This is a genomic window from Streptomyces liliiviolaceus (assembly GCF_018070025.1).
Classification (GTDB): domain Bacteria; phylum Actinomycetota; class Actinomycetes; order Streptomycetales; family Streptomycetaceae; genus Streptomyces; species Streptomyces liliiviolaceus.
In genome coordinates this window covers 5,170,125-5,189,477 of sequence record NZ_JAGPYQ010000001.1, presented here as the reverse complement: position 1 = coordinate 5,189,477, position 19,353 = coordinate 5,170,125, and the positions used below count along the sequence as shown (strand labels likewise).

The 19,353-nt window shown below is 70.8% G+C and carries 15 protein-coding genes; 10 read left to right on the top strand and 5 right to left on the bottom strand.

The window, feature by feature from the left end:
* The first annotated feature begins 21 nt into the window (after window positions 1-21).
* The 10 genes from J8N05_RS22765 to J8N05_RS22720 all read left to right on the top strand — a co-directional run bounded on the left by J8N05_RS22765 (window position 22) and on the right by J8N05_RS22720 (window position 9,595).
* On the top strand, window positions 22-648 hold the full coding sequence (locus tag J8N05_RS22765; RefSeq protein WP_210885382.1) for a transcriptional regulator: 627 nt from the start codon (window positions 22-24) through the stop codon (window positions 646-648).
* On the top strand, window positions 645-1,763 hold the full coding sequence (locus tag J8N05_RS22760; protein WP_210885379.1) for a PEP-utilizing enzyme: 1,119 nt from the start codon (window positions 645-647) through the stop codon (window positions 1,761-1,763). Before J8N05_RS22765 ends, J8N05_RS22760 begins: the two co-directional genes overlap by 4 nt.
* Complete coding sequence (locus tag J8N05_RS22755) at window positions 1,760-2,566, top strand: maleylpyruvate isomerase family mycothiol-dependent enzyme (RefSeq protein WP_210885376.1); 807 nt, start codon at window positions 1,760-1,762, stop codon at window positions 2,564-2,566. Before J8N05_RS22760 ends, J8N05_RS22755 begins: the two co-directional genes overlap by 4 nt.
* 87 nt (window positions 2,567-2,653) lie before the next feature.
* A complete protein-coding gene (locus J8N05_RS22750) occupies window positions 2,654-3,124 on the top strand; it encodes an SRPBCC family protein (protein ID WP_210885374.1) in 471 nt (156 codons plus the stop codon).
* 46 nt (window positions 3,125-3,170) lie between these two features.
* Window positions 3,171-4,709 carry a flavin-containing monooxygenase gene (locus tag J8N05_RS22745; RefSeq protein WP_210885371.1) on the top strand — a complete coding sequence of 513 codons (1,539 nt, stop codon included), beginning with the start codon at window positions 3,171-3,173 and terminating at the stop codon, window positions 4,707-4,709.
* Window positions 4,710-5,387 (top strand): methyltransferase domain-containing protein, encoded by a 678-nt coding sequence (locus tag J8N05_RS22740; protein WP_210885368.1) that lies wholly within the window; start codon window positions 4,710-4,712, stop codon window positions 5,385-5,387. It abuts the gene before it with no gap.
* A gap of 86 nt (window positions 5,388-5,473) precedes the next feature.
* Window positions 5,474-7,033, top strand: a complete 1,560-nt coding sequence (locus tag J8N05_RS22735; protein WP_210885365.1) for a class I adenylate-forming enzyme family protein — start codon at window positions 5,474-5,476, stop codon at window positions 7,031-7,033.
* Between the two features lie 12 nt (window positions 7,034-7,045).
* Window positions 7,046-7,996: a UbiA family prenyltransferase gene (locus tag J8N05_RS22730; protein WP_210885363.1), complete on the top strand. Its 951-nt coding sequence runs from the start codon at window positions 7,046-7,048 to the stop codon at window positions 7,994-7,996.
* Window positions 7,993-9,009, top strand: coding sequence for an NADPH:quinone reductase (locus J8N05_RS22725; RefSeq protein ID WP_247706408.1), 1,017 nt, complete (start codon window positions 7,993-7,995; stop codon window positions 9,007-9,009). The genes J8N05_RS22730 and J8N05_RS22725 overlap by 4 nt, the downstream gene beginning before the upstream one ends.
* A 28-nt stretch (window positions 9,010-9,037) precedes the next feature.
* A complete protein-coding gene (locus J8N05_RS22720) occupies window positions 9,038-9,595 on the top strand; it encodes a PPOX class F420-dependent oxidoreductase (protein ID WP_210885360.1) in 558 nt (185 codons plus the stop codon).
* Between the two features lie 63 nt (window positions 9,596-9,658).
* On the opposite strand, the gene J8N05_RS22715 is transcribed toward J8N05_RS22720, so the two are convergent.
* The 5 genes from J8N05_RS22715 to J8N05_RS22695 form a co-directional block, all read right to left on the bottom strand.
* On the bottom strand, window positions 9,659-11,890 hold the full coding sequence (locus J8N05_RS22715) for an MMPL family transporter (protein ID WP_210885357.1): 2,232 nt from the start codon (window positions 11,888-11,890) through the stop codon (window positions 9,659-9,661).
* Between the two features lie 5 nt (window positions 11,891-11,895).
* Window positions 11,896-13,332 carry an FAD-dependent oxidoreductase gene (locus J8N05_RS22710; protein WP_210885354.1) on the bottom strand — a complete coding sequence of 479 codons (1,437 nt, stop codon included), beginning with the start codon at window positions 13,330-13,332 and terminating at the stop codon, window positions 11,896-11,898.
* 247 nt (window positions 13,333-13,579) lie between these two features.
* Entirely contained in the window at window positions 13,580-14,200 is a 621-nt protein-coding gene (locus J8N05_RS47525) for a hypothetical protein (protein WP_247706407.1), read from the bottom strand.
* 146 nt (window positions 14,201-14,346) lie between these two features.
* Window positions 14,347-17,631, bottom strand: a complete 3,285-nt coding sequence (locus tag J8N05_RS22700) for a GH92 family glycosyl hydrolase (protein WP_210885351.1) — start codon at window positions 17,629-17,631, stop codon at window positions 14,347-14,349.
* A gap of 421 nt (window positions 17,632-18,052) precedes the next feature.
* Entirely contained in the window at window positions 18,053-19,336 is a 1,284-nt protein-coding gene (locus J8N05_RS22695; RefSeq protein WP_210885348.1) for an MFS transporter, read from the bottom strand.
* Window positions 19,337-19,353 lie beyond the last annotated feature (17 nt).

Sequence of the window (19,353 nt, the reverse complement as noted above, 5' to 3'; positions counted from 1 at the left end):
ACCACGACGACGGGAGATGCCGTGCTTCCCGACACCGCCGCGTTCGATGTGCTCCACGTGCTGGCCCTCAAGGGGATGGCCGCCACCGATCCCCTGGTGGCGGGCAGCCGCTACGAGCGCGAGGACGTGCTCGCCGAACTGGAGAAGCTGCGCGCGGACGGGCTCGCCACCCACATGGAGCGCCGCGGTCTGTGGCGCGTCACACCCGAGGGACGCGACCGGCACGCCGCGCTGCTGGACGAAGACCTCACCGGCGACGCCCGCGACCGACTGCGACCGGAATATGAGCGCTTCCTGCCGCTGAACGACCGGTTCAAGGAGCTGTGCACCCGCTGGCAGCTCCGTGACGGCGTGACCAACGACCACACCGATCCTGCGTACGACCGGGCGCGGTTCGACGAACTCGGCGCGCTGCACGAGGAGTCCATGCCGGTCGTGGACCGGCTCACCGCCGTGCGCCCCCGCTTCGGGCGCTACACCGACGGGCTCACCCGCGCGCTGATCCGCCTGCGCGGAGGGGAGCAGCAGGCGTTCACCGGTGTGCTGTGCGACTCGTACCACGACGTGTGGATGGAGCTGCACCGCGATCTGCTGGTCTCGCTGAAGATCGAGCGGGAGACCGAGGAACGGGACAGGACGCCACGATGAGCGGCCCCGACGCACTGCTGCGGCTCACCGGCGACCTCGGGCTGCCCGGGGACGCCGGAGACCGCGACCGGAGCGTGCTGGGCGGCAAGGCCGTGGGGCTCGCCGCACTGCTGCGGGCCGGGGCGGCGATCCCCGACACCTGGGTGGTGCCGGTCGGCGCCGCTCCCACCTCCGCGGCACTGGCTCGGCTCACGGCCGTGGCGCCGCGCTGGGCGGTGCGCAGCTCGGCCACGGTCGAGGACGGTACCGGCCTGAGTTACGCCGGCCTGTTCCGCAGCGAACTCGACGTCCCGGCCGAGAAGGTGGCCGACGCGATCGCCGCCGTCAGGGCCTCGGCGCACAGCGGCCGGGTCGCCGCATACCGGGAACGGACGATCGCCGGACCCCTCGACGTGGAGATGGCGGTGCTGCTCCAGCCGTTCCGTCCTCCGGTACGCAGCGGCCTCTGGCTGGGCCGCGGGCCGGGCCGGGGCCGCCTGGAGTGGACCGAGGGCAGCGGGGAGACGCTGGTCTCCGGTGCCGTCACCCCCGCCTGGGAGGAGTGGACGCCGGAGGGACGTACAGCTGGATCGGAGCGCGACGCGTGGGAGTGCGGAGGGCAGCCCGTCGGCGCGGCGTGCGCGATGGTGCAGGAGGCACTCGGCGTCCCGGCCGACCTGGAGTTCGCACAGCTCGAAGAGACGCTGGTGTGGCTCCAGTTCCGTCCGATGACGGCCGCGCTCGGCGAGGCGCCGGCTGAAAGGGCCGCCCAGCCCGGCGACCGGCGAACCGACCAGCCTGCCGATGAGCGTGGTCAGCGGCTCGTGCGCGGCATCGCGGCCTCCGGCGGTCTGGCCACCGCTCGGGGCCTGCGGCTGCGGGACGTCGACGATCCGCGCTGGGAGCCCGGCGCGGTTCTGCTGACGGAGCACACCGACCCGGACTGGGTCCCGCTGATGGCGGAGGCGGCCGCTCTGGTCACCGCCGAGGGCGGCATGCTGTGCCACGCGGCCATCGTCGCCCGGGAGTTGGGGGTGCCCTGCGTGACCGGGGTGGGCGCCGCGGCGCTGGCCCGCCTGGGCTCGGGACGCCCGCTCGCGGTCGACGGCTCGGCCGGAACGGTGGCGGTGCTGTGATTCCCGTACGGGAGGCACTGGCCGATCTTGCCGACGAGCAGCGGGAGTTCGCCGCGCTGCTGGGGGCCCTCCAGGACGCGGACTGGCCGCGGCCCTCGGCGGCGGACGGCTGGACCGTCGCCGACCAGGTGGCGCATCTCGCCGACACCGAAGAGGTCGCCGCGGACACCCTGGCCGACGGGCCGCGCGCCTTCACGAGGACCGTGCCCCGGTACGCGACGGCCGAGGACTTCACCGCCGCGGGCTGCCGCCGGGGCGACGGACTTCCGCCCGGTGACCTGACCGCGTGGTGGGACCGCGCCGCAGCGCGAACCCGTCGACTACTGGCCGAGCGTGCCCCCGAGGACCGCGTGGCCTGGGGCTTCGGCATGAACACGGAGACGTTCGCGGCCGCCCGGCTCATGGAGCACTGGGCGCACGGCCTCGACATCCGTGACGCACTGGGACTCCCGGTGGACGAGACACCACGGCTGCGCCGGATCGCCGTCCTCGGCCACTCCACCCTGCACTACGCGCTGGCCATGGGCCGGGTGCGGCGGCCCCAAGGTCGCACTCTGCGCCTGGAGTTGACTGAGCGCGACGGCACTGGACACATGGTCGGCCCGGCCGACGCCACCGATGTGCTGCGCGGCTCGCTGCTGGCATGGTGCCGGGTCGCGACCCGGCGCGTGCGCGGCAGCCCGGCCGCACCGAGCGCATCCGGCGCACCGGCCGCCGAAGGTGACCTGGCCGCCAAAGGCGAACTGTCCGCCGAGGGTGAACTGGCCGAACTGGCCGTGCTGCACGCCCGGGCCTATCTATGAACGGCCGTGACGCGATCCTTTCGGTCGGCTGAAACGAGTGGAGGCATGCGGAAGGGGTGGAAGCTGTCAAGCCGGTAGTGTGACGGCATGGTCAAGGTGGAGAAAGAACAGACAATCGCCTGTACACCGGAAGCCTTTCTCGGCTTTGTGCTGGACGTCGAGCGGTACATCGAAGTCGACGACAAGATCGGCGCGATCTCCTGGGTGCGCAGGGACGGCAATCTCACCGAGTTCAAGTTCCAGCCACGACTGCCCGGACTGCGCCTTCCGGAGCCGAAAGCAATTGCCCAGATGCGGCTCACCCCGGGCAAAAGCATCGACATTCAGCTGGCTCCGCTGCCTCTCAACAAGTTCAACCACCGCATGGCGGAATTCGGCGCACGGTTCTCCTGCGAGCCCGTGGACGACGGGATCCGGGCCACGCGGATGATCTCCTTCCGCTTCAACCCCTTCACCCGGTGGATGCTCGACCCGGTACTCAGGCGCACACTGCCCACGTCCGTCGAACGTGAACTGCGGTTGAGCAAGGCGATTCTGGAACGCGGCGAAACCGGATAGCCTCGGAAAGGCGATCCGCGCACAGATCGACGACAAGGGGAAACCCATGCCCGTATCGGCGAACGACGCGATCCCGGACGCCAATCCGGACGCCAGTGCGGCCGCGACCCCGGACCCGACCGGGGAACGATACGCGCATGTCATCGTCATCGGCGCGGGATTATCGGGAATTGCCGCGGCGGTCAAACTGCGACGCGGCGGCATCACGGACTTCCTGATCCTGGAGAAGGCCGACCGGGTCGGCGGGACCTGGCGGGAGAACACCTATCCGGGCTGCGCCGTCGACATTCCCTCGCCGATCTACTCCTTCTCCTTCAACCCCAATCCGGAGTGGAGCAGGAACTTCGTCGGCCAGCCCGAGCTGCTGTCCTACATCGAGGCCACCGTCGACAAGTTCCGTCTGGCCCCGCGACTGCGCCTCGGCACCGAACTCCTCGACGCCTCCTGGTCCCAGGAGCGCCGGCGCTGGGTGCTGGACACCAGCCGGGGACGGTACATCGCCCAGCACGTCGTCTTCGCCTCCGGCCTCCTCCACGAGCCGATCGTCCCGGACCTGCCAGGACTGGACGCCTTCCCCGGGCCCGTGTTCCACTCGGCCCGCTGGAACCACGACGTGGACCTGACCGGCAAACGGGTCGCCGTCGTCGGCACCGGCTGCTCGGCCGTCCAGCTCATCCCCGAGATACAGCCACAGGTGCGCGAGCTGTACGTCTTCCAGCGCACCGCCGCCTGGGTCATGCCCCGGCTCGACTTCCGGGTCCCACGGCCCGTCCAACGCCTCTTCCGGCACGTACCGTTCACCCAGCGGCTGTTCCGCGGGATCTGCGACGCCGTCCTCAGGACGCTGGCGCTCCTCATGCGCCGCGCGCGCGTCGCACGGCTGCTCACGCCGGTCGGCAAACGCGTCCTCAAACGCCAGGTGCCCGATCCGGAACTGCGCGCCCGGCTCACCCCGGACTTCACCATCGGCTGCAAACGGCTGCTGCTCTCCAACACCTATCTGCCCGCCATGTCCCGGCCCAACGTCCGGCTCGTCCCGCACGCCCTAGCCGCCGTCGAGGGCAGCGAACTCGTCGCCGCGAACGGCGAGCGCGCCGAAGCGGACGTCATCGTCCTCGGCTCCGGTTTCGAGCTGCGCCATCCGCCGATCGCCGAACGCATCCGGGGCCGCGACGGCGGGACGCTCGCCGACACCTGGGCTGTCGACAGCCCCGAGGCCTACCGGGCGACCACCCTGCCGGCCCTCCCCAACGCCTATCTGCTGCTCGGCCCGAACATCGTCATGTACAACTCGCTGCTCGCGCTCGCCGAGGCCCAGCTCGACTACATCGTCGACGCGATCCGCACCGCACGCGACCGCGGCCTCGACGCCCTGGAGATCAGGCCCGAGCCGTTCCGCTCGTTCAACGACGAGGTGCAGCGCGGTCTCGCCTCGACCGTCTACAACAACGGCGGCTGCACCAGCGTCTACCTCGACGAGAAGGGCAAGAACTTCGTCACCTGGCCCTGGTCCACCAAGCGGCTGCGCAAGGACCTGGCCCGCTTCGACATCGAGAACTACGCCACGACCCCCGCGGAGCGCTGAATGTACGACTACACCCAGCCCCTCAAGCGCAGCGAAGCCAGCCGGGCGAAGGTACGGCAGCCCACGGACATCGAGCTGCGCGGCCGGCACTGGACCCTGCTGCCGGACGTGTTCTCCCCGGCCGACTCCAGATCCAGCCTGGCCCATCTCGATCTGCTGAAGTTCCCGGTCGGCGGGACCTTCCTGGAGATCGGCTCCGGAACCGGACTGATCGCCGTCAGCGCCGCCCTCGCCGGCTGCCGCGCCGTCCACGCCACCGACCTCAACCCCGCCGCCGTCCGCAACACCGCGCTCAACGCGGAGCGCTTCGGCGTAGCGCACCAGGTGACCAGCGTCGAGAGCGACCTCTTCGACGGCCTGGGCGACGCACCCGCCTTCGACGTCGTCTACTGGCACTCCAACAACGTGTGGGCCCCGCCCGAACTCGACATCAACGTGCACGAGTTGGCCTATGTCGACCCCGGATACGACGCGCACCGACGGTACTTCCGCGAGGCCCGGCGTCATGTGGCGCCCGGGGGACAGGTGCTGATCGCGCTGAGCAGCCGCGCCGGCCGCGCCGAACTCGAAGAGCTGGCGGCGGCCGAGGGACAGGCCCTGCGGACGGTCGACACCACGACCGTGGCGGAACCGGAGGGCCCGGTGGTCTACGAACTGCTGGAGGTCGTCCCCCTGTGACCGCCGGCCCGCCACCGGCCGCGCCCTCCTCGTGAGACCGCCGCCCGCCGCTCGCTCGTCCCACACCGCCCGAGAAGAGGCCACCCTTGATCTTTGACAAGCTGCTGGCTCTGCCCAGCGACGCCGAGCCCTGGATCGTCGACCATCAGCCGATCATCGTCGCCGCCCGGGACGAGCGGATCGCGCCGAGCGAGATAGCGGACGCCGCCGCGCGGGCCGCCACCGCGCTGCGCTCCCACGGAGTCGTCCCGGGGGAGCGGTGCGTCGTCTGGCTGGAGTCCCCGACCGACATCATCGTCGCCTACGCGGCCATCACCGCGCTCGACGCCGTGCCCATCCTCCTCAGCCCGACCCTCCCGGGCCCGGTCGCCGCCTCGATGGTGGAGAACGTCTCCCGGATCACCGCCGTGATCGCCACCGACGACCGGCTCGCGACCAGCGAGAAGACCTTCCCGGACATCGGTCGCCTCGTTGACTGGCGTGACATCGCCGCCGAACTCCCGGAGCACCCGAGGATCTCCCGGCGCCGCGAGGTGGCCTCCGACGCCCCGTACGTCATCGTCCACACCTCCGGCACCACCGGCACCCCGAAACTGGCCGAGTGCTCCAGCGCCAGCATCCGCTTCAACGCCCGGGTGCAGGCGGTCATCCACTGGCTGTCCCGCCTGGACGGACACCTCGCCCTGGTCATCTCCCCGGTGCACGGCCGGACCGTGGTCGGCATCCTCGCCGCGCTCATGCGGCGGGCACCCCTCCTGCTGCTGCAGGACGACTCACCGGACAACGTGGACCGGATGCTCAAGCGCCACCGGCCCGTCTACCTGGAGACCCACCCCAACACCTTCCGCGCCTGGCAGCACCTGGCGCCCGGCGGAGCCTTCCGCTCGATCCGCTTCTTCGGCGCCGGATTCGACGTCATCCACCCCGACACGGTCGCCGCCCTGCTCGGGGGCTCGGCCCACCGGTTCGCCGTCTGCGTCGAGGTGTACGGACAGAACGAGACCGGCCCCATCGCCATCCGCAGCCATCTGAAGGGCATGCAGAGGGTGACGCGCGCACTGCGCCGGATCCAGCGGTCCAAACTGCTGCGCGGACATCCCGCCGGACCGCACTTCCCGTTCTGCCGGGTCCGTATCGTCGACGACTCCGGGCGCACGGTACCGGCCGGCACCCCCGGCCGCATGGTGGTCAACACCCCCGGTGTCTTCTCCGGGTACATCAACCGGCCGGACCTGACCTCCCGGAACTACCCCGACAACCGCTGGTGGGACACCGGCGACTGGGGGACGAAGTCGCGCACCGGCCGCATCACCCTGATCGACCGCCAGGTCGACAAGGTCTCCGGCGCCATCAGCGGCATCGGCATCGAGGACATCCTGCTGGAGACCTTCCCCGAGTTCCTGGAACTGGTCGTCCTGGAGATGGACGGAACCCTCCAGCCCGTCCTGTCGCTGCGCCCCGGCACCGAGTTCCGACAGCGCGCATGGGCGTCCGCGGCCGGCCGCCTGGCGAAGATGGCCGAGCCGATCGTCATCCCCGACCACGACTTCCCCCGGACCGTCACCGGGAAGATCCAGCGGGAGCAGCTGAAGAAGACGCTGGCCGATCGCCGCCCGGCCGACCAGAGCCGTTCCGTACGCCTTTGAGGGAGCGTTCGTATGACCGCCACCAGCGCGTCCGAGGCCACCAAGAGCTCCACGGCCTCGAAGGCCATGGGATACGTCCGGCTGGGCAAGGTCCGGATCTACCACCATGCCTACGGTTGGATCCTCGCCCTGCTCCTGCTGCGCCTGGACGGCCATGTGGGACGTGACACCGCGCCCGCGCTCGCCCTGCTCCTGCTGATGGTGCTCGCCACCCAGTGGAGCGGGGGCGCCGCCGACGACCTCGGCGGCTTCCGGGACGGCAGCGACGCCCGCAACTACGCGGGCCGGCCGCCCGGCACCGTCGCCAAGAAACCCCTCCTCACCGGGGTGCTGACGGAGACGGAGGCGGTCCGGTTCGGTGTCGTGATGTGGGTGATCGCGGTCGCGGCCGGGCTCCTCGCCGTGTTCACCCTGGACGGCAAAGCGCCGCTGGCCGCCGTGCTGGTGATGCTCGTGGGCCAGATCGCCTCGGTGCAGTACTCGACGGGACTGAAGCTCAGCTATCTGCCGGGCGGACTCGAAGTCACCATCTTCTACGTCATCGGCTGCATAGGCCTGGTGCCGTACTGGCTGGTCGCGGGCCAGGTCACCGCCGAAGCCCTGTTCACGGCAGCCCTCGTGGGGGTGTGGTTCCTGCTGATCGTGTCCTACGGGAACGCCTCCGACAAAGAGGGTGACTCCGAGGTGTCCCGGCACACCATGGCCGTGCTGCTGCCCCTCGGCGCGTTCAAGGTCTTCCTGTCCCTGCTCTTCGTCGCCAGCGTCACCCTGCTGACCCTGCTGTTCACCACCACCCGGTTCGACCCGCTGCTCGCCCTGACGGTCGTGCCCGTCGTCGTCCTGCACGCCGTACAGCTGTACTTCGGCGCCGGGAAGGAAGAGTGGCGCAAGGCGCGGTTCATCGGGCTCAGCTCGGTCGACCTGGGCTGCCTGGGACTGGCACTCGCCTTCGTACTGGCATGAGGGAGGCAGCGGACGCCGGCATGACGGCGGCGTACATCACGGGTTTCGGCGGCGCGGACGACATCCGGGTGGGCCGGCTGCCCAGACCCGCCCCAGGCCCGCACGAAGCACTCGTGCGGGTCGACGCGGTCGCCGCGAATCACGTCGACACCTTCGTCCGCTCCGGCGCGTACGCGACCGACGTGCCGTTTCCCTTCGTCATCGGGCGGGACCTCGTCGGTACCGTCGCCGCGCCCGCCGGTCCGTTCGCGGCCGGCGACCGGGTGTGGTGCAACAGCCTCGGCCACGACGGCAGACAGGGCTCGTTCGCCCGGTACGCCGCCGTCCCGGTGGACCGGCTGTATCCCCTGCCCGCCGGGGTCGACCCGGAGCGCGCGGTGGCCGTTCTGCACACGGCGGCCACCGCGCATCTCGGCCTGTTCCGCACCGCCCGCCTCCAGGAGGGCGAGACGATCCTCGTCCAGGGCGGCGGCGGAGGGGTCGGCAGCGCCGTCGTCCGGCTCGCGGCCACGGCCGGCGCGCGGGTGATCGTCGTCGACCGTGCCGAGAACGCCGAGTGGTGCCGCGCCTGCGGAGCCGACCAGGTGCTCGACCGCGACGACCCGAAAACCCCCGAGGCCGTCCGTGACCTGGCACCCGGCGGAGTGGACGTGCTCTGGGACTGCTCAGGACACCACGACTTCGAGGCGACCGTCCCGCTGCTCGCCCGGGGCGGTCGCGTCGTGCTCACGGCCGGGCTCCGGGTACGCGCCGTCCTGCCCGTCGGAGCCGTGTACACCCGGGACATCAGCGTGCGCGGCTTCGTCATCAGCAACGCGTCCGCGGCCGAACTCGCCGAAGCCGCCCACGACATCAACCGCGAACTGGCCCGAGGCCGCCTCAAGGGCAGGGTCCGGGCCAGGCTTCCGCTGACCGAGGCCGCCCGCGCCCACCGTCTGCTGGAGGGCCGCGAGGGCGCGGGCGGCCTGGGCCGCGTGGTGCTGCTCCCCGAAGACCTGGGCGACAGCGTCTGAACAGGGCCGACAAGGAAGGAAGGCACACGTGCCGCGTCTGCTGAGCAAGGAATGGTGGGAAGAACGGGTCCTGCGCATGTACGACTCGTGGCGGGACCCGGTGACCTGGCATGTCACGGAGACACCGGAAGGACCGGGTGATCTGCGGCAGTTCAAGCGGCGCCGCTTCGCCCTGCTCGTCACTTACAAGCGCAACGGTGACGCCGTACCGTCGGCGATGTGGTTCGGCCTCAAGGATGGCCGGGCCTATCTGAGGACCGGCTGCGACTCCTGGAAGGTGCGCCGGATGCGGAACAACCCGCAGGTCCTGTTCGCGCCGTCCAACATCCGGGGCAAGCCGAAGGGCGCGGTCCTCGCGTGCACGGCGCGCATCCTGCCGGACGAGGAGAAACCGGCAGCCGCGCGGATCATCGCGGGCGCGTACGGCGCGGGCCGCAAGCTCTACGACCGTACGGTCGCCACGGTCTACGAGGAGGCGGCCTACATCGAGATCACTCCCGACGCCCTGCTGAAGACGGAAGCGGCCACGCGGGCGAGGGCGGAGGAAGAGGCCGCCGGGCGGCGCGTGGAGCAGGCGCGGGACTGACTGGGCGGTGCCTGTGGGCGGGTGAACGCGGGTCGGGACCAGGGGAGTTGTCACCTTTCCCGGTCACGGTCCGCGTTCGCGCAGCCCGGCCCTGGCGTGCAGGGCCCGCAGTGGCTTCGGCGCCCACCAGTTGCCCTTCCCGACCAGCCGCATGAACGCGGGCACCAGAAGGCCCCGTACCAAGGTGGCGTCCATCAGGACCGCCAGCGCCAGTCCGAGTCCGATCGCCTTGAGATAGACGATGCCCGAGATGAGGAAACCCAGGAACACGATGGAGATCAGCACCGCCGCGGCCGTGATCATCGAGCCGGTGCGTTCGAGCCCCCGGGCCACCGACGCCGTGTTGTCTCCGGTTCTGTCGTACTCCTCCTTGATACGGGACAGCAGGAACACCTCGTAGTCCATCGACAGCCCGAACGCGAGGCAGAACAGCAGCAGTGGCACGGTCCAGGTGATCGAGTCCGTCACCACGAAGTCCCCGACCACGCCCTGTAGATGGCCCTCCTGGAACCCCCACACCAGCACGCCCAGAGTGGCGCTCAGGCTCAGGCAGTTGAGGACCAGCGCCTTGAGGGGGAGCAGCAGACTGCCCGTGAACAGGAACAGCACCACGAAGGAGCTGACCGCGATCACGGCGAGGGCGGCGGGCAGCCGGGCGTTCATCGAGTCGATGGAGTCGGTCAGCTCCGCCGCGGGCCCGCCCACCTGCACGGCGTACGGAGCCGGAAGGCCTCGCAGGTGTTCCACCAACTCCCGCCCCTGCTCCGACATCGACTGGTCGCGCGGGACCACGGACAGATAGGTGCTGTCCTCGGCGCCGAACCGAGCGGAGTGGACCGACGGCTCCTGTACGAGTCGGCCTCCGGCGAAGGTCCCGGCCTCGCTGTCCACCCGCGCCACCCCGTCGAGCCCGGACAACCGCTCGGCGTACGGGGCCACGCGGCGGGCGCCGGGTCCCGGTGTGTCGCTCAGGACCACGTTGAGGGCCTGGGTCTCCTGCGCCCGGAAGTTGTCCCGGAGGACGCCACCGACCTGCCGGGCCTGGCTGTCGGCCGGGAGCACCCGCTCGTCCGGCAGGCTCAGCCGCAGGCCGAGGAAGGGCGCGCCGAGCAGCAGCAGAAGCGCGACGACGGCGCCGGCGACCGGCAGCGGGAACCGCATGACGCCCATCGCGAGCCGGTGCCAGAACCCCTCCTCGGCCGCGCGTTCCCCGGCCGCACGCCCGCCGTTGCTCCGTGCTGCGGCCTTCGCGGCCTTCGCGGACCGGCGGCCGGGAAGCCGTCCCTTCTCGATGCGATGGTCCAGCACCTTGAGCAGCGCGGGCAGGAAGGTGAGCGAGACGACGGCGGCGAGCAGTGCGGTCGGGATCCCGGCGTACGCGAACGAGCGCAGGTAGTAGAACGGGAACACCAGCAGCGCGGCGAGTGCCAGGGTGACCGTCACCGAGGAGAACAGCACGGTACGGCCCGCTGTACGCAGCATCAGGGTGAGCGCCTGGTCGGTCCCGGCGCCCCGGTCCCGTTCCTCCCGGTAGCGCTTGATGAGGATGAGGCTGTAGTCGATGGCGAGGCCGAGCCCCAGACCGGTGGCGACGTTGCTCGCCAGCGCGGACACCTCGGTGAAAAGGGTCAGGACCCGGATGACCAGGAGGACGGACAGGATCGTCAGCCCGCTGACCAGCAGCGGCACCAGGGCGGCGACGACACTGCGGAACACGAACAGCATCACGACGAGCAGGACCGGGAAGGTCACGGCCTCTATCTTGAGGAGGTCCTTCTCCGTGGTCTCGGACATCTCCTTGTCGGCGAGGGCGTGGCCGCCCACCCGGACGTCCAATCCCCGGGATGTGTGCCGGTAGCGGTTTTCCAGCCGTTCGAAGGTGTCCTGGACCTGGTCCTCGTCGCCGGAGATCCGGGCCATCACGAGGGCCTGCTGTCCGTCCTTCCCGCGCAGCGGCTCGGCCTTGCCCAACGACCAGTAGGAGACGGCTTGTTCGACGCCCGGTTCGCGGGCCACCCGGGCGGTGAGCCGCGCGCCCGCGGCGGCGACGGCGGGGGAGTCCACCCCTCGCTCGTCGGAGACCAGGAGGACGAGGTCCGGGGCGCCCGCCCCGAATCTGTCGTCCATCGCCTTCGCGGTGTGCGCCGATTCCGTCGAGTCGTCGACGAACCCTCCGGCGGACAGCTCCTGGAGCACGCTCCCGCCGAGCGCACCCGCGACGACGAACAGGACTCCGGACAGATACAGCACAAGTCGGCTGCGGCGGCGGGCGAGTCGGGCCAGTGAGGCGAACACGTCGGCTAGTTCCTCTCGCGTCGCGGCTTCCTGGACGAGCGGTTCAACCGCAGTGCGCGCAGCAGCGTGCCGGGCGCGGCCAGGGAACTGGGATGACTGCGCATATAGGTCACGGAGTTGAAGCGCACGGCGACCTCCCGGTCCGTGATGGAGGCCTCGGCGATCTGCTCGGCGCACCACTTCGTGAGCCGGTAGCCGCGCGGGTAGGGGCCGTGCACATCGGGACGGGCCAGGTCGGCGGCGGTGGACAGCTGCCAGGCCGCGTCCACCACGACGCGCTGGTCGGCGAAGAAGGCGCGGGCAGGCCTGCGCAGATCCGGCTGCGACCGCAGGTGGTGGGAGAGGGCGGACGCGTGCAGGGCCGCCGACGACATGCCCTGTCCGTAGATCGGGTTGAACGAGGCGACCGCGTCACCCACGCTGATCAGCCGCGCCGGGAACCGTTTCAGCAGGTGGTAGTCGCGGCGGCGGCTGTCGGCCTGGTGGTAGGTGAGGATGTCGCCGAGCTGTTCGCCCTCGACCGCCTCGCGGTACACGGGCGGCAGTTCACCGCACAGCTTCCGGAACTCGTCCACGTCCCGGATCGGCGGCTGCTTCCCGTAGTTGGCCAGGGTGATCAGCCACCGGTCGCCCTCGATGGCGGTGATGGCGCCGCTCGCCACCCGGGGCGGGGTCGCGGTGGGGACGCGGTAGGCGATGGCCGCGGCCAGCTCGGGATCGCTCGTGGTACGCCGGAAGTAGCCGGTCGCGTAATCGATGTCGATGGCCATCCGGCGCATCGCGGGCCGTTCCCAGCCCGCCTTCTCCAGCCAGTCACCCAGTTTGCTCGCACGCCCCATGGCGTCGACGACGAAGTCGGCTTCCTCAACCCACTCTTCGCCGCCGGTGCCGGGGCCGGGGCGGGTGACCGGGCCGCACCGCACCCCGCTGACGGCACCACCGCTGACCGCATCACCCTGGAACTTCAGGCCGATCGCACGGCAGGTGAGCACCTTGACGTTCGGCAGGGCCAGTGTGCGGCGGCGTACCAGTGCCTCCAGGAACGGCCTGCTGCTCGAAATCAGCCCCATCGAGCCGTCACTGACCTTCGGGACGCCGTCCGCGTAGGCCCGGATGGTGTACGGCGACGACACGATCGCGCCGCCCGCCCTGGCCTCCTCCTCGAAGCCCGGGAACAGCCGCTGGAGTTGCATCCGGCCGCCGTGCATCAGGGTGTGCAACTGCCCGTCGTGCGGGGTGCCCGGCCGTGCGGCGGCGGCCGGGGGCAGCGAGTCCCGCTCGATGACGACCACGCTCTCGGCATGGTCGGAGAGCACCCGTGCGGCCAGCAGTCCGGCGAGGCTCCCGCCGAGCACCACGGCCTTGTCCATCAGCGTCCGGGTTCTCGTGAGGGGCTCGTCGGTACTGAGGCGGGCGAACACTCGGGCGGCAGACTCGTACACGAGGACCTCCAGACAGATCGCCGGCGTCAACCGGCCCCTTCGGGGCGCGCACGCGTGTGTCCGACGAAGGGAGTGAGGTGAGCCCGCCCGCCCGAATCCAACGTTCCGCCGCAGCCCGATCACCCATGCTTCATCGCGCGCCAGATCGACGCAAGAAGCATCTGCCGCAGGTGAAGCACGACTTCCCTTTGGCGGAAAAACATCTTCCCGGGCGGCTGCTGCTTGACGAATCGGACCGCGCGAGTAGTCAGTGGCCGCCTCGGTTCTCGACGCAGGGGCCCGTCCCGGGCTGAGGCTCGGCGTAGGCTCCGTGCACCTCGCTGGTCAACTCGTCCTTCGTCACGTACCCGGACACGCACACGACTCCCGTGTGGACGCTGTAGAACCCGTTCCCGATGTAGACACCGTGCTCCTTGCCGCAGCCGAGACGCTTCAGCGCCGCGGCGATCCGCCGCTCGTCGAAGACGCCGTACGCGCCGGAACCGCCCTCCTCCCGGACCTTCTCCAGTTCCCTCCGGATGAGTCCGGCCGAGGCCTCTCCTTGGGCGCGCTTGCCTTCGGACAGGGACCCTTGCATGCGGTAGGCATTATTCTCGGCGTAGTGGGGCGGGCGGTCCGCGTTCTCCGCCGACGGCTCTCCCGAACGGTCGCCCTCCGCACTCGGACGCGGCGAGGACGGCAGCGCGGTGGCCGGGTCCGCGGGCTTCTCCGCCGGCTGCGCGCACTTCGGCCGGGGAGGGTACGAGGTCGGGGGCGTGGCCGACTGAGACCGACCGCTCTGCTCGGTGCCGCACGCGGTCATGGTGGTCGCGACGAGGGCGGCTGCGATGACCGACCGTCTCAGAAGCCTGGACATGGACATGGACATGGAGGAAGTCTGAGGCCTCGGGGAGCGGGCGTCATGAGTGCAGGTACTCATACGGTGGCGGACTCCGTGAACGGGCAGAGGGCCCACCGGCCCACCCCTCCCGATCGGGAAGCGCGGGCCGGCGAACATACGGAGTCCTGCGGGTCCTACTTGAGAGTGATCGCGTACACCTGCACCCGCGGATCGTTCTGCAGGCCGACGGAACGCACCGTCTTCGACGCGTCCAGGTCCGCCGAGGCGCCGAACAGGCGTACCGGCGGGCCGTCCACGCCCTGTCCGCGCTTGATGCGGTGCGGCATCTCCAGCACCACGGAGCTGCCCTGCGGTGTGGATCCCGCCCAGTCGCCCACGGGGACGGCCACTTCGGCGGTGGTTCCGTCGGTGTAGCGGACGCTCAGCGCGGTCGTCACCGGGCCGTGGTGGGCCACGGCGACCACGCGCAGCGCGCCGTACGAACCGGCGGGGAGCAGCATGGACTGACCGCGGGCCTCCACGAAGTTCTCGGCCGTGCCGGACGGATCGGGGGCGTCGTAGGTCACGCCGCCCCAGACGACCGGACCCGCCGCGGGCAGCAGGTCACCGTCGAAGCTCCAGCCGCCTCCGTCGAAGTCGCCCTGGTCGGAGGCCGCGACGGTCGCGGTGCCGTCGTGGTTCACCTCCTTGCCGAGGTCGACGGCGCACTGCTCGTCGATGTCCGGCGCGCAGCGGGCCGCGGCGCGCACCTCGATGGTCGCGACCCGTTCCACGCTCTTCACCCCCTTCGCGCCCGCCGTGATCCGCACGCTGTACGAACCCGGAGCGGTCCCGGCCGGCACGTTCACGTCCACCGTCGCGGTCCGCTGGACCGGAAGACGGTGGGACGTGAGCGAGAAGGGCTGTGAGGTCTTCGCGGTCCAGCCGCTCGGAGCCTTCGCGTCGACGGCCACCCGCAGGGTGCCGGGGGACTGGCCCAGCACGTCCAGCTTCAGGCGGACGTTCTGCGCGCTGTCGGACGTCGGCAGGACGTCGGAGGAGGTACGGAGCGACGCGTCGAGGTTGCGGCGCGAGTCGGCCGCCGCGCGGTTCACGGACGGCGGCTCGTCGCCCTTGCCCGTACCCCAGGCCGACGGCTTGTCGGCCATCTCGAAGGCGAGGTCTCCGCCCTTGGCGACCGCGTCCCAGTCCAGCCAGGTGGCGCGCAGGTTCTTCCCGCCGAACCTCGCCTGCTTCACATAGCGTCGGTCGTCGCTCGTCCCCGGTGCCTTCACCGTCAGGGTGCCGCCCTGCTTGTTCCCGTACGCGCCGATGCGGATGACCGCGGAGGGGAACTGCGGGCTGGAGACGGCGAGGAAGTCGCCGCCGTTCGTCGTCGGGTACAGGCCCAGCGACGAGAAGACGTACCAGGCCGACATGGTGCCCAGATCGTCGTTGCCGGTCATACCGTCGGGCCCGTCCGTGAAGAGCGTCATCGCGGCGCGGACCACGGTGGCGGTCTTGGCGGGTGCGCCGGACCACAGATACATGTACGGCGCGTGCAGATCGGGCTCGTTGTTGGGGTTGTAGGTCGCCTTCCCGTAGTAGTCGTACGGCGCCGAGATCCAGTCCTCGCGAGCGGTCTTCGCGGGGTCCGCGAGGAGTTTGTCGTAGGCGAAGAAGGAGTCGAGCCGCTTCTCGGTCGCGCGCTTGCCGCCCATCAGGGAGACGAGCCCGGCCGGGTCCTGCGGAGCCAGCCACTGGTACTGGTAGGCGCCGCCCTCATGGAACTGGTGGCCCGCTTCGACCGGGTCGTACGGCGTCAGCCAGGTGCCGTCGGTCGTCCGCGGCCGGAACTGCTGGATGGAGGAGTCCCACAGGTTCCGGTACCACTGGCCGCGCGCCGCGAACATCTTGGCGTCCGCTTTGTGCCCCAGCCCCTTGGCCATCAGCGCCAGCGAGGCGTCCGCGGCCGCGTACTCCATGGTCGCCGAGGCGGGATGGCGGCAGTCGTTGTCCCCGCCCTTGTCCGCGCAGTCCTTCCCCGGTTCCAGCCCGCTGGGGACGTAACCGCGCTTCTGGTACTCGTCCACTCCCGACCGGCCGTTGTAGGGGGAGTCGGCCGGTGGCGTACTGACCGCGTTCTTCCGCAGCAGCGCGTACGCCTCCTTCTCGTGGCCCGCGAGCAGTCCCTTGGACCACGCCTCGACGAGGAAGGGGGTCACCGGGTCGCCGGTCATGATGTTGGTCTCGCTGTTGGCGAGCGACCAGCGCGGCAGCCAGCCGCCGTCCCGCCCGATCGCGACGACCGACAGCGCCACATCACGGGCGACCTTCGGCTGCAGCATCTGGAGCAGTTGGTTCTGCGGCCGGTGGGTGTCCCACAACGACAGGTTCTGGTACGGCGTGAACCCCGACGCCTGATGGTTCTTCCCGTCGAAGCCCGCGTACCGGCCGTCGACGTCTCCGGCGAGGTTCGGGTGCAACTGCGCGTGATACAGCGCCGTGTAGAACGCGCGCTGCCGCTCGGCCGACCCGCCGCCGATCTTGACGGCGTCGAGCTGCCGCTCCCAGGTCGCGTGCAGCGCCGCCCGCGTGGCGTCGAAGTCGTACGAGTCCTGCGTCTCCGCCTTGAGGTTCGCGCGGGCGCCGTCGAGGCCCGTGTAGGAGAGCCCCACCTTGACGACGACGTCACGGTCGGCGGCGGCGTCGAAGGTCACCCAGGCGCCGTTGTCGCCCTCGCCGGCCGCGTCCCGTTCACCGGGGGTGGGAGTGGTTCCGCGCCAGGCGCCGTGCGAGGTGAACGGCCGGTCGAAGGTCGCGGTGAAGTAGACGGTGTGCTTGTCCTTGCCCGCGCAGAAGTTGCCCGCCTCGACCCGGCCCTCGACGGTCCGGTCGCCGACGACATGCACTTCCGAGCTGTAGACCTTCTGGTTCGCGCGGCCCGTGTTGAACAGGACGTTGGCGCGGTCGGTCGACGGGAAGGTGTAGCGCTGCCATCCCGTGCGGGAGGTGGCGGTCAGCTCGGCGTCGATGTCGTACGACTTCAACCCGACGCGGTAGTAGCCGGGTTCGGCGTCCTCGTCGTCGTGCGAGAACGTCGACCGGTAGGAGTTCGGGTCGACGCTGTCGACCGCTCCGGTCGTCGGCATGATCGGCAGCTCGCCCATGACGGAACAGCCGACACCGGACAGGTGGGTCTGGCTGAACCCGTGGATCTTGTCCTGCTGGTAGTCGTAGCCGCCCTGGCCGCCGGTGTCGGGGCTGACCTGGACCATGCCGAAGGGCGCGCTCGCGCCGGGGAAGGTGTTGCCGAAGTTCTGGGTGCCGATGAACGGGTTGACCAGGGAGGTCGGTTGAGCGGCGGCCGCGGGTGCCTGGGCGACGGCCGGCACCGGGGCCAGCGCGCCCCCGGCGACGAGCAGCGCGGCGAGGACGGTTGACGCGCGGTTCCGCCATCGGTGGAGGGGTCTGTGCATGGAAGCGGGCTCCTGTTCCTCACTCTTCATGTGCTGCGCACGGAAAGAAGCGCCGGCCCGAGATGGGCCGGCGCTCGTGTATGTGTGTGCTCGGGCGCGGGAATTCGGCACAGGAAGGAAGCGGTGTGCAGGTCATCGCGTCGAGCCCCCCTCGCAGCGCAATCGACGGCATCCGGCTGGCTGGAAGCGGACTAGATCACGCGTCTGACATCGTTGTCAAGAGTTCTGACACGGACCGGTGGGGGTGCGTCGGAACGCGGTCATCCGCGACTGGTTCTTGGACGGTGGCCGGACGTTGCCTGGTCGGCGGCCGACCGATGGCCGACCTGAGGCCGACCGGTGGCCGGCCGATGAGGGGTCGACCACCGGTCGGCCTGTCGGGCACCTTGGGGGCCTGGACGCGCGGCGGGTGGGGTGCGGGTCACGTCTGGGGGCAGGTGACGCGTTCCGGGGTGCGGCGGGAGCGGAGCCACTGGGCGAGCAGGGCGAGGGCGGCGAGGAAGGCGACCGTGGCGGCGTAGGCGACGGACGTCTCGTGGAGCCCCGTACGGGTGGTGGCGATCCCGGCGACGACGGCGGGGACGCTGAAGGACAGGTAGGAGATCACGAACGCCACGGAGAACAGCTCGCCGCGTTCGGAGGGCGCGGCCATCCGGGCCAGCGTGCCGAAGCTCGCGAGGGAGGAGGCGCCGAATCCGACCCCGGCGACCACGGTGCCGAGCGCCGCGGTGAGCAGCGAGTCCTCCTCGACCCCGGTCAGGGCGACGACCGTGCCGGTGAGCAGGAGGCCGGCGCCGAGTGCGAGGGTGCGGGCGACGGGCCAGCCGCGCAGCGCGATCGCGGTCAGGCAGGCCGGTACGGTCAGCAGGGTGACCACCAGTCCGCCGACGACGTGACTGGAGAGGCCGAACAGGCCCACGGCGACCGACGGTCCGAGTGAGAGGTACAGGCCGCCCAGCGCCCAGCTCGCGACGAGGATCGGCACCAGGCGCAGCAGGTCCGCCCGGAGGTGGGGTGCCACCTTGAGGCGCGGCTGGAGCGAGCGGGCGGCTCCGGGTCGCCGCAGCGACGTCTCGGGCAGGGCCGCGACCACGGCCGCGGCCAGGACAAGGCCCGCCAGCAGCAGCACGTACACGAGGCGGGTCGGGTGCGGCCCGTACTCGACGAGGAAGCCGCAGCCCAGAGCGCCGAGCCCCAGTCCGAAGGTGGGTGCGGCGCCGGTGACGACGCCGGCGCGGTGCGGTGCGTGGGTGGGGTTCAGGTCGGCCAGGGCCGCGCCGAGTGCCGTCATGGCGGCCCCGGTGGCGATGCCCTGGACCAGTCGTGCGGTCAGCAGCAGGGAGACGCTGTCGGCGACCAGGAAGAGCGCCATCGACGCGGCTTCGAGCGTGATCGCGGAGAGCAGTACCGGGCGGCGGCCGAGATGGTCGGACAGGGAGCCGAGCACCAGCAGGGCCGCGATCATCCCGAGCACGTAGACGGCGAACACCGTGGTGAGGGTGGTCGCGGAGAAGTCCCACTGCTGCTGGTAGACGACGTAGAGGGGGGACGGCGCGCTGGACGCGGCCATGAAGAGCACGAAGACGACGGCGATGGCGGCGAAGGCGGTCGGGCGACCGAGTTCGCGACGGCTTCGGCGGGGCCGGGCGGTATCGGGCGGGGGCGGTATCGGGTTGTCGTTCTCGGGCAGGGCGGAGACGGACACGACTCTCTCCAAACGCA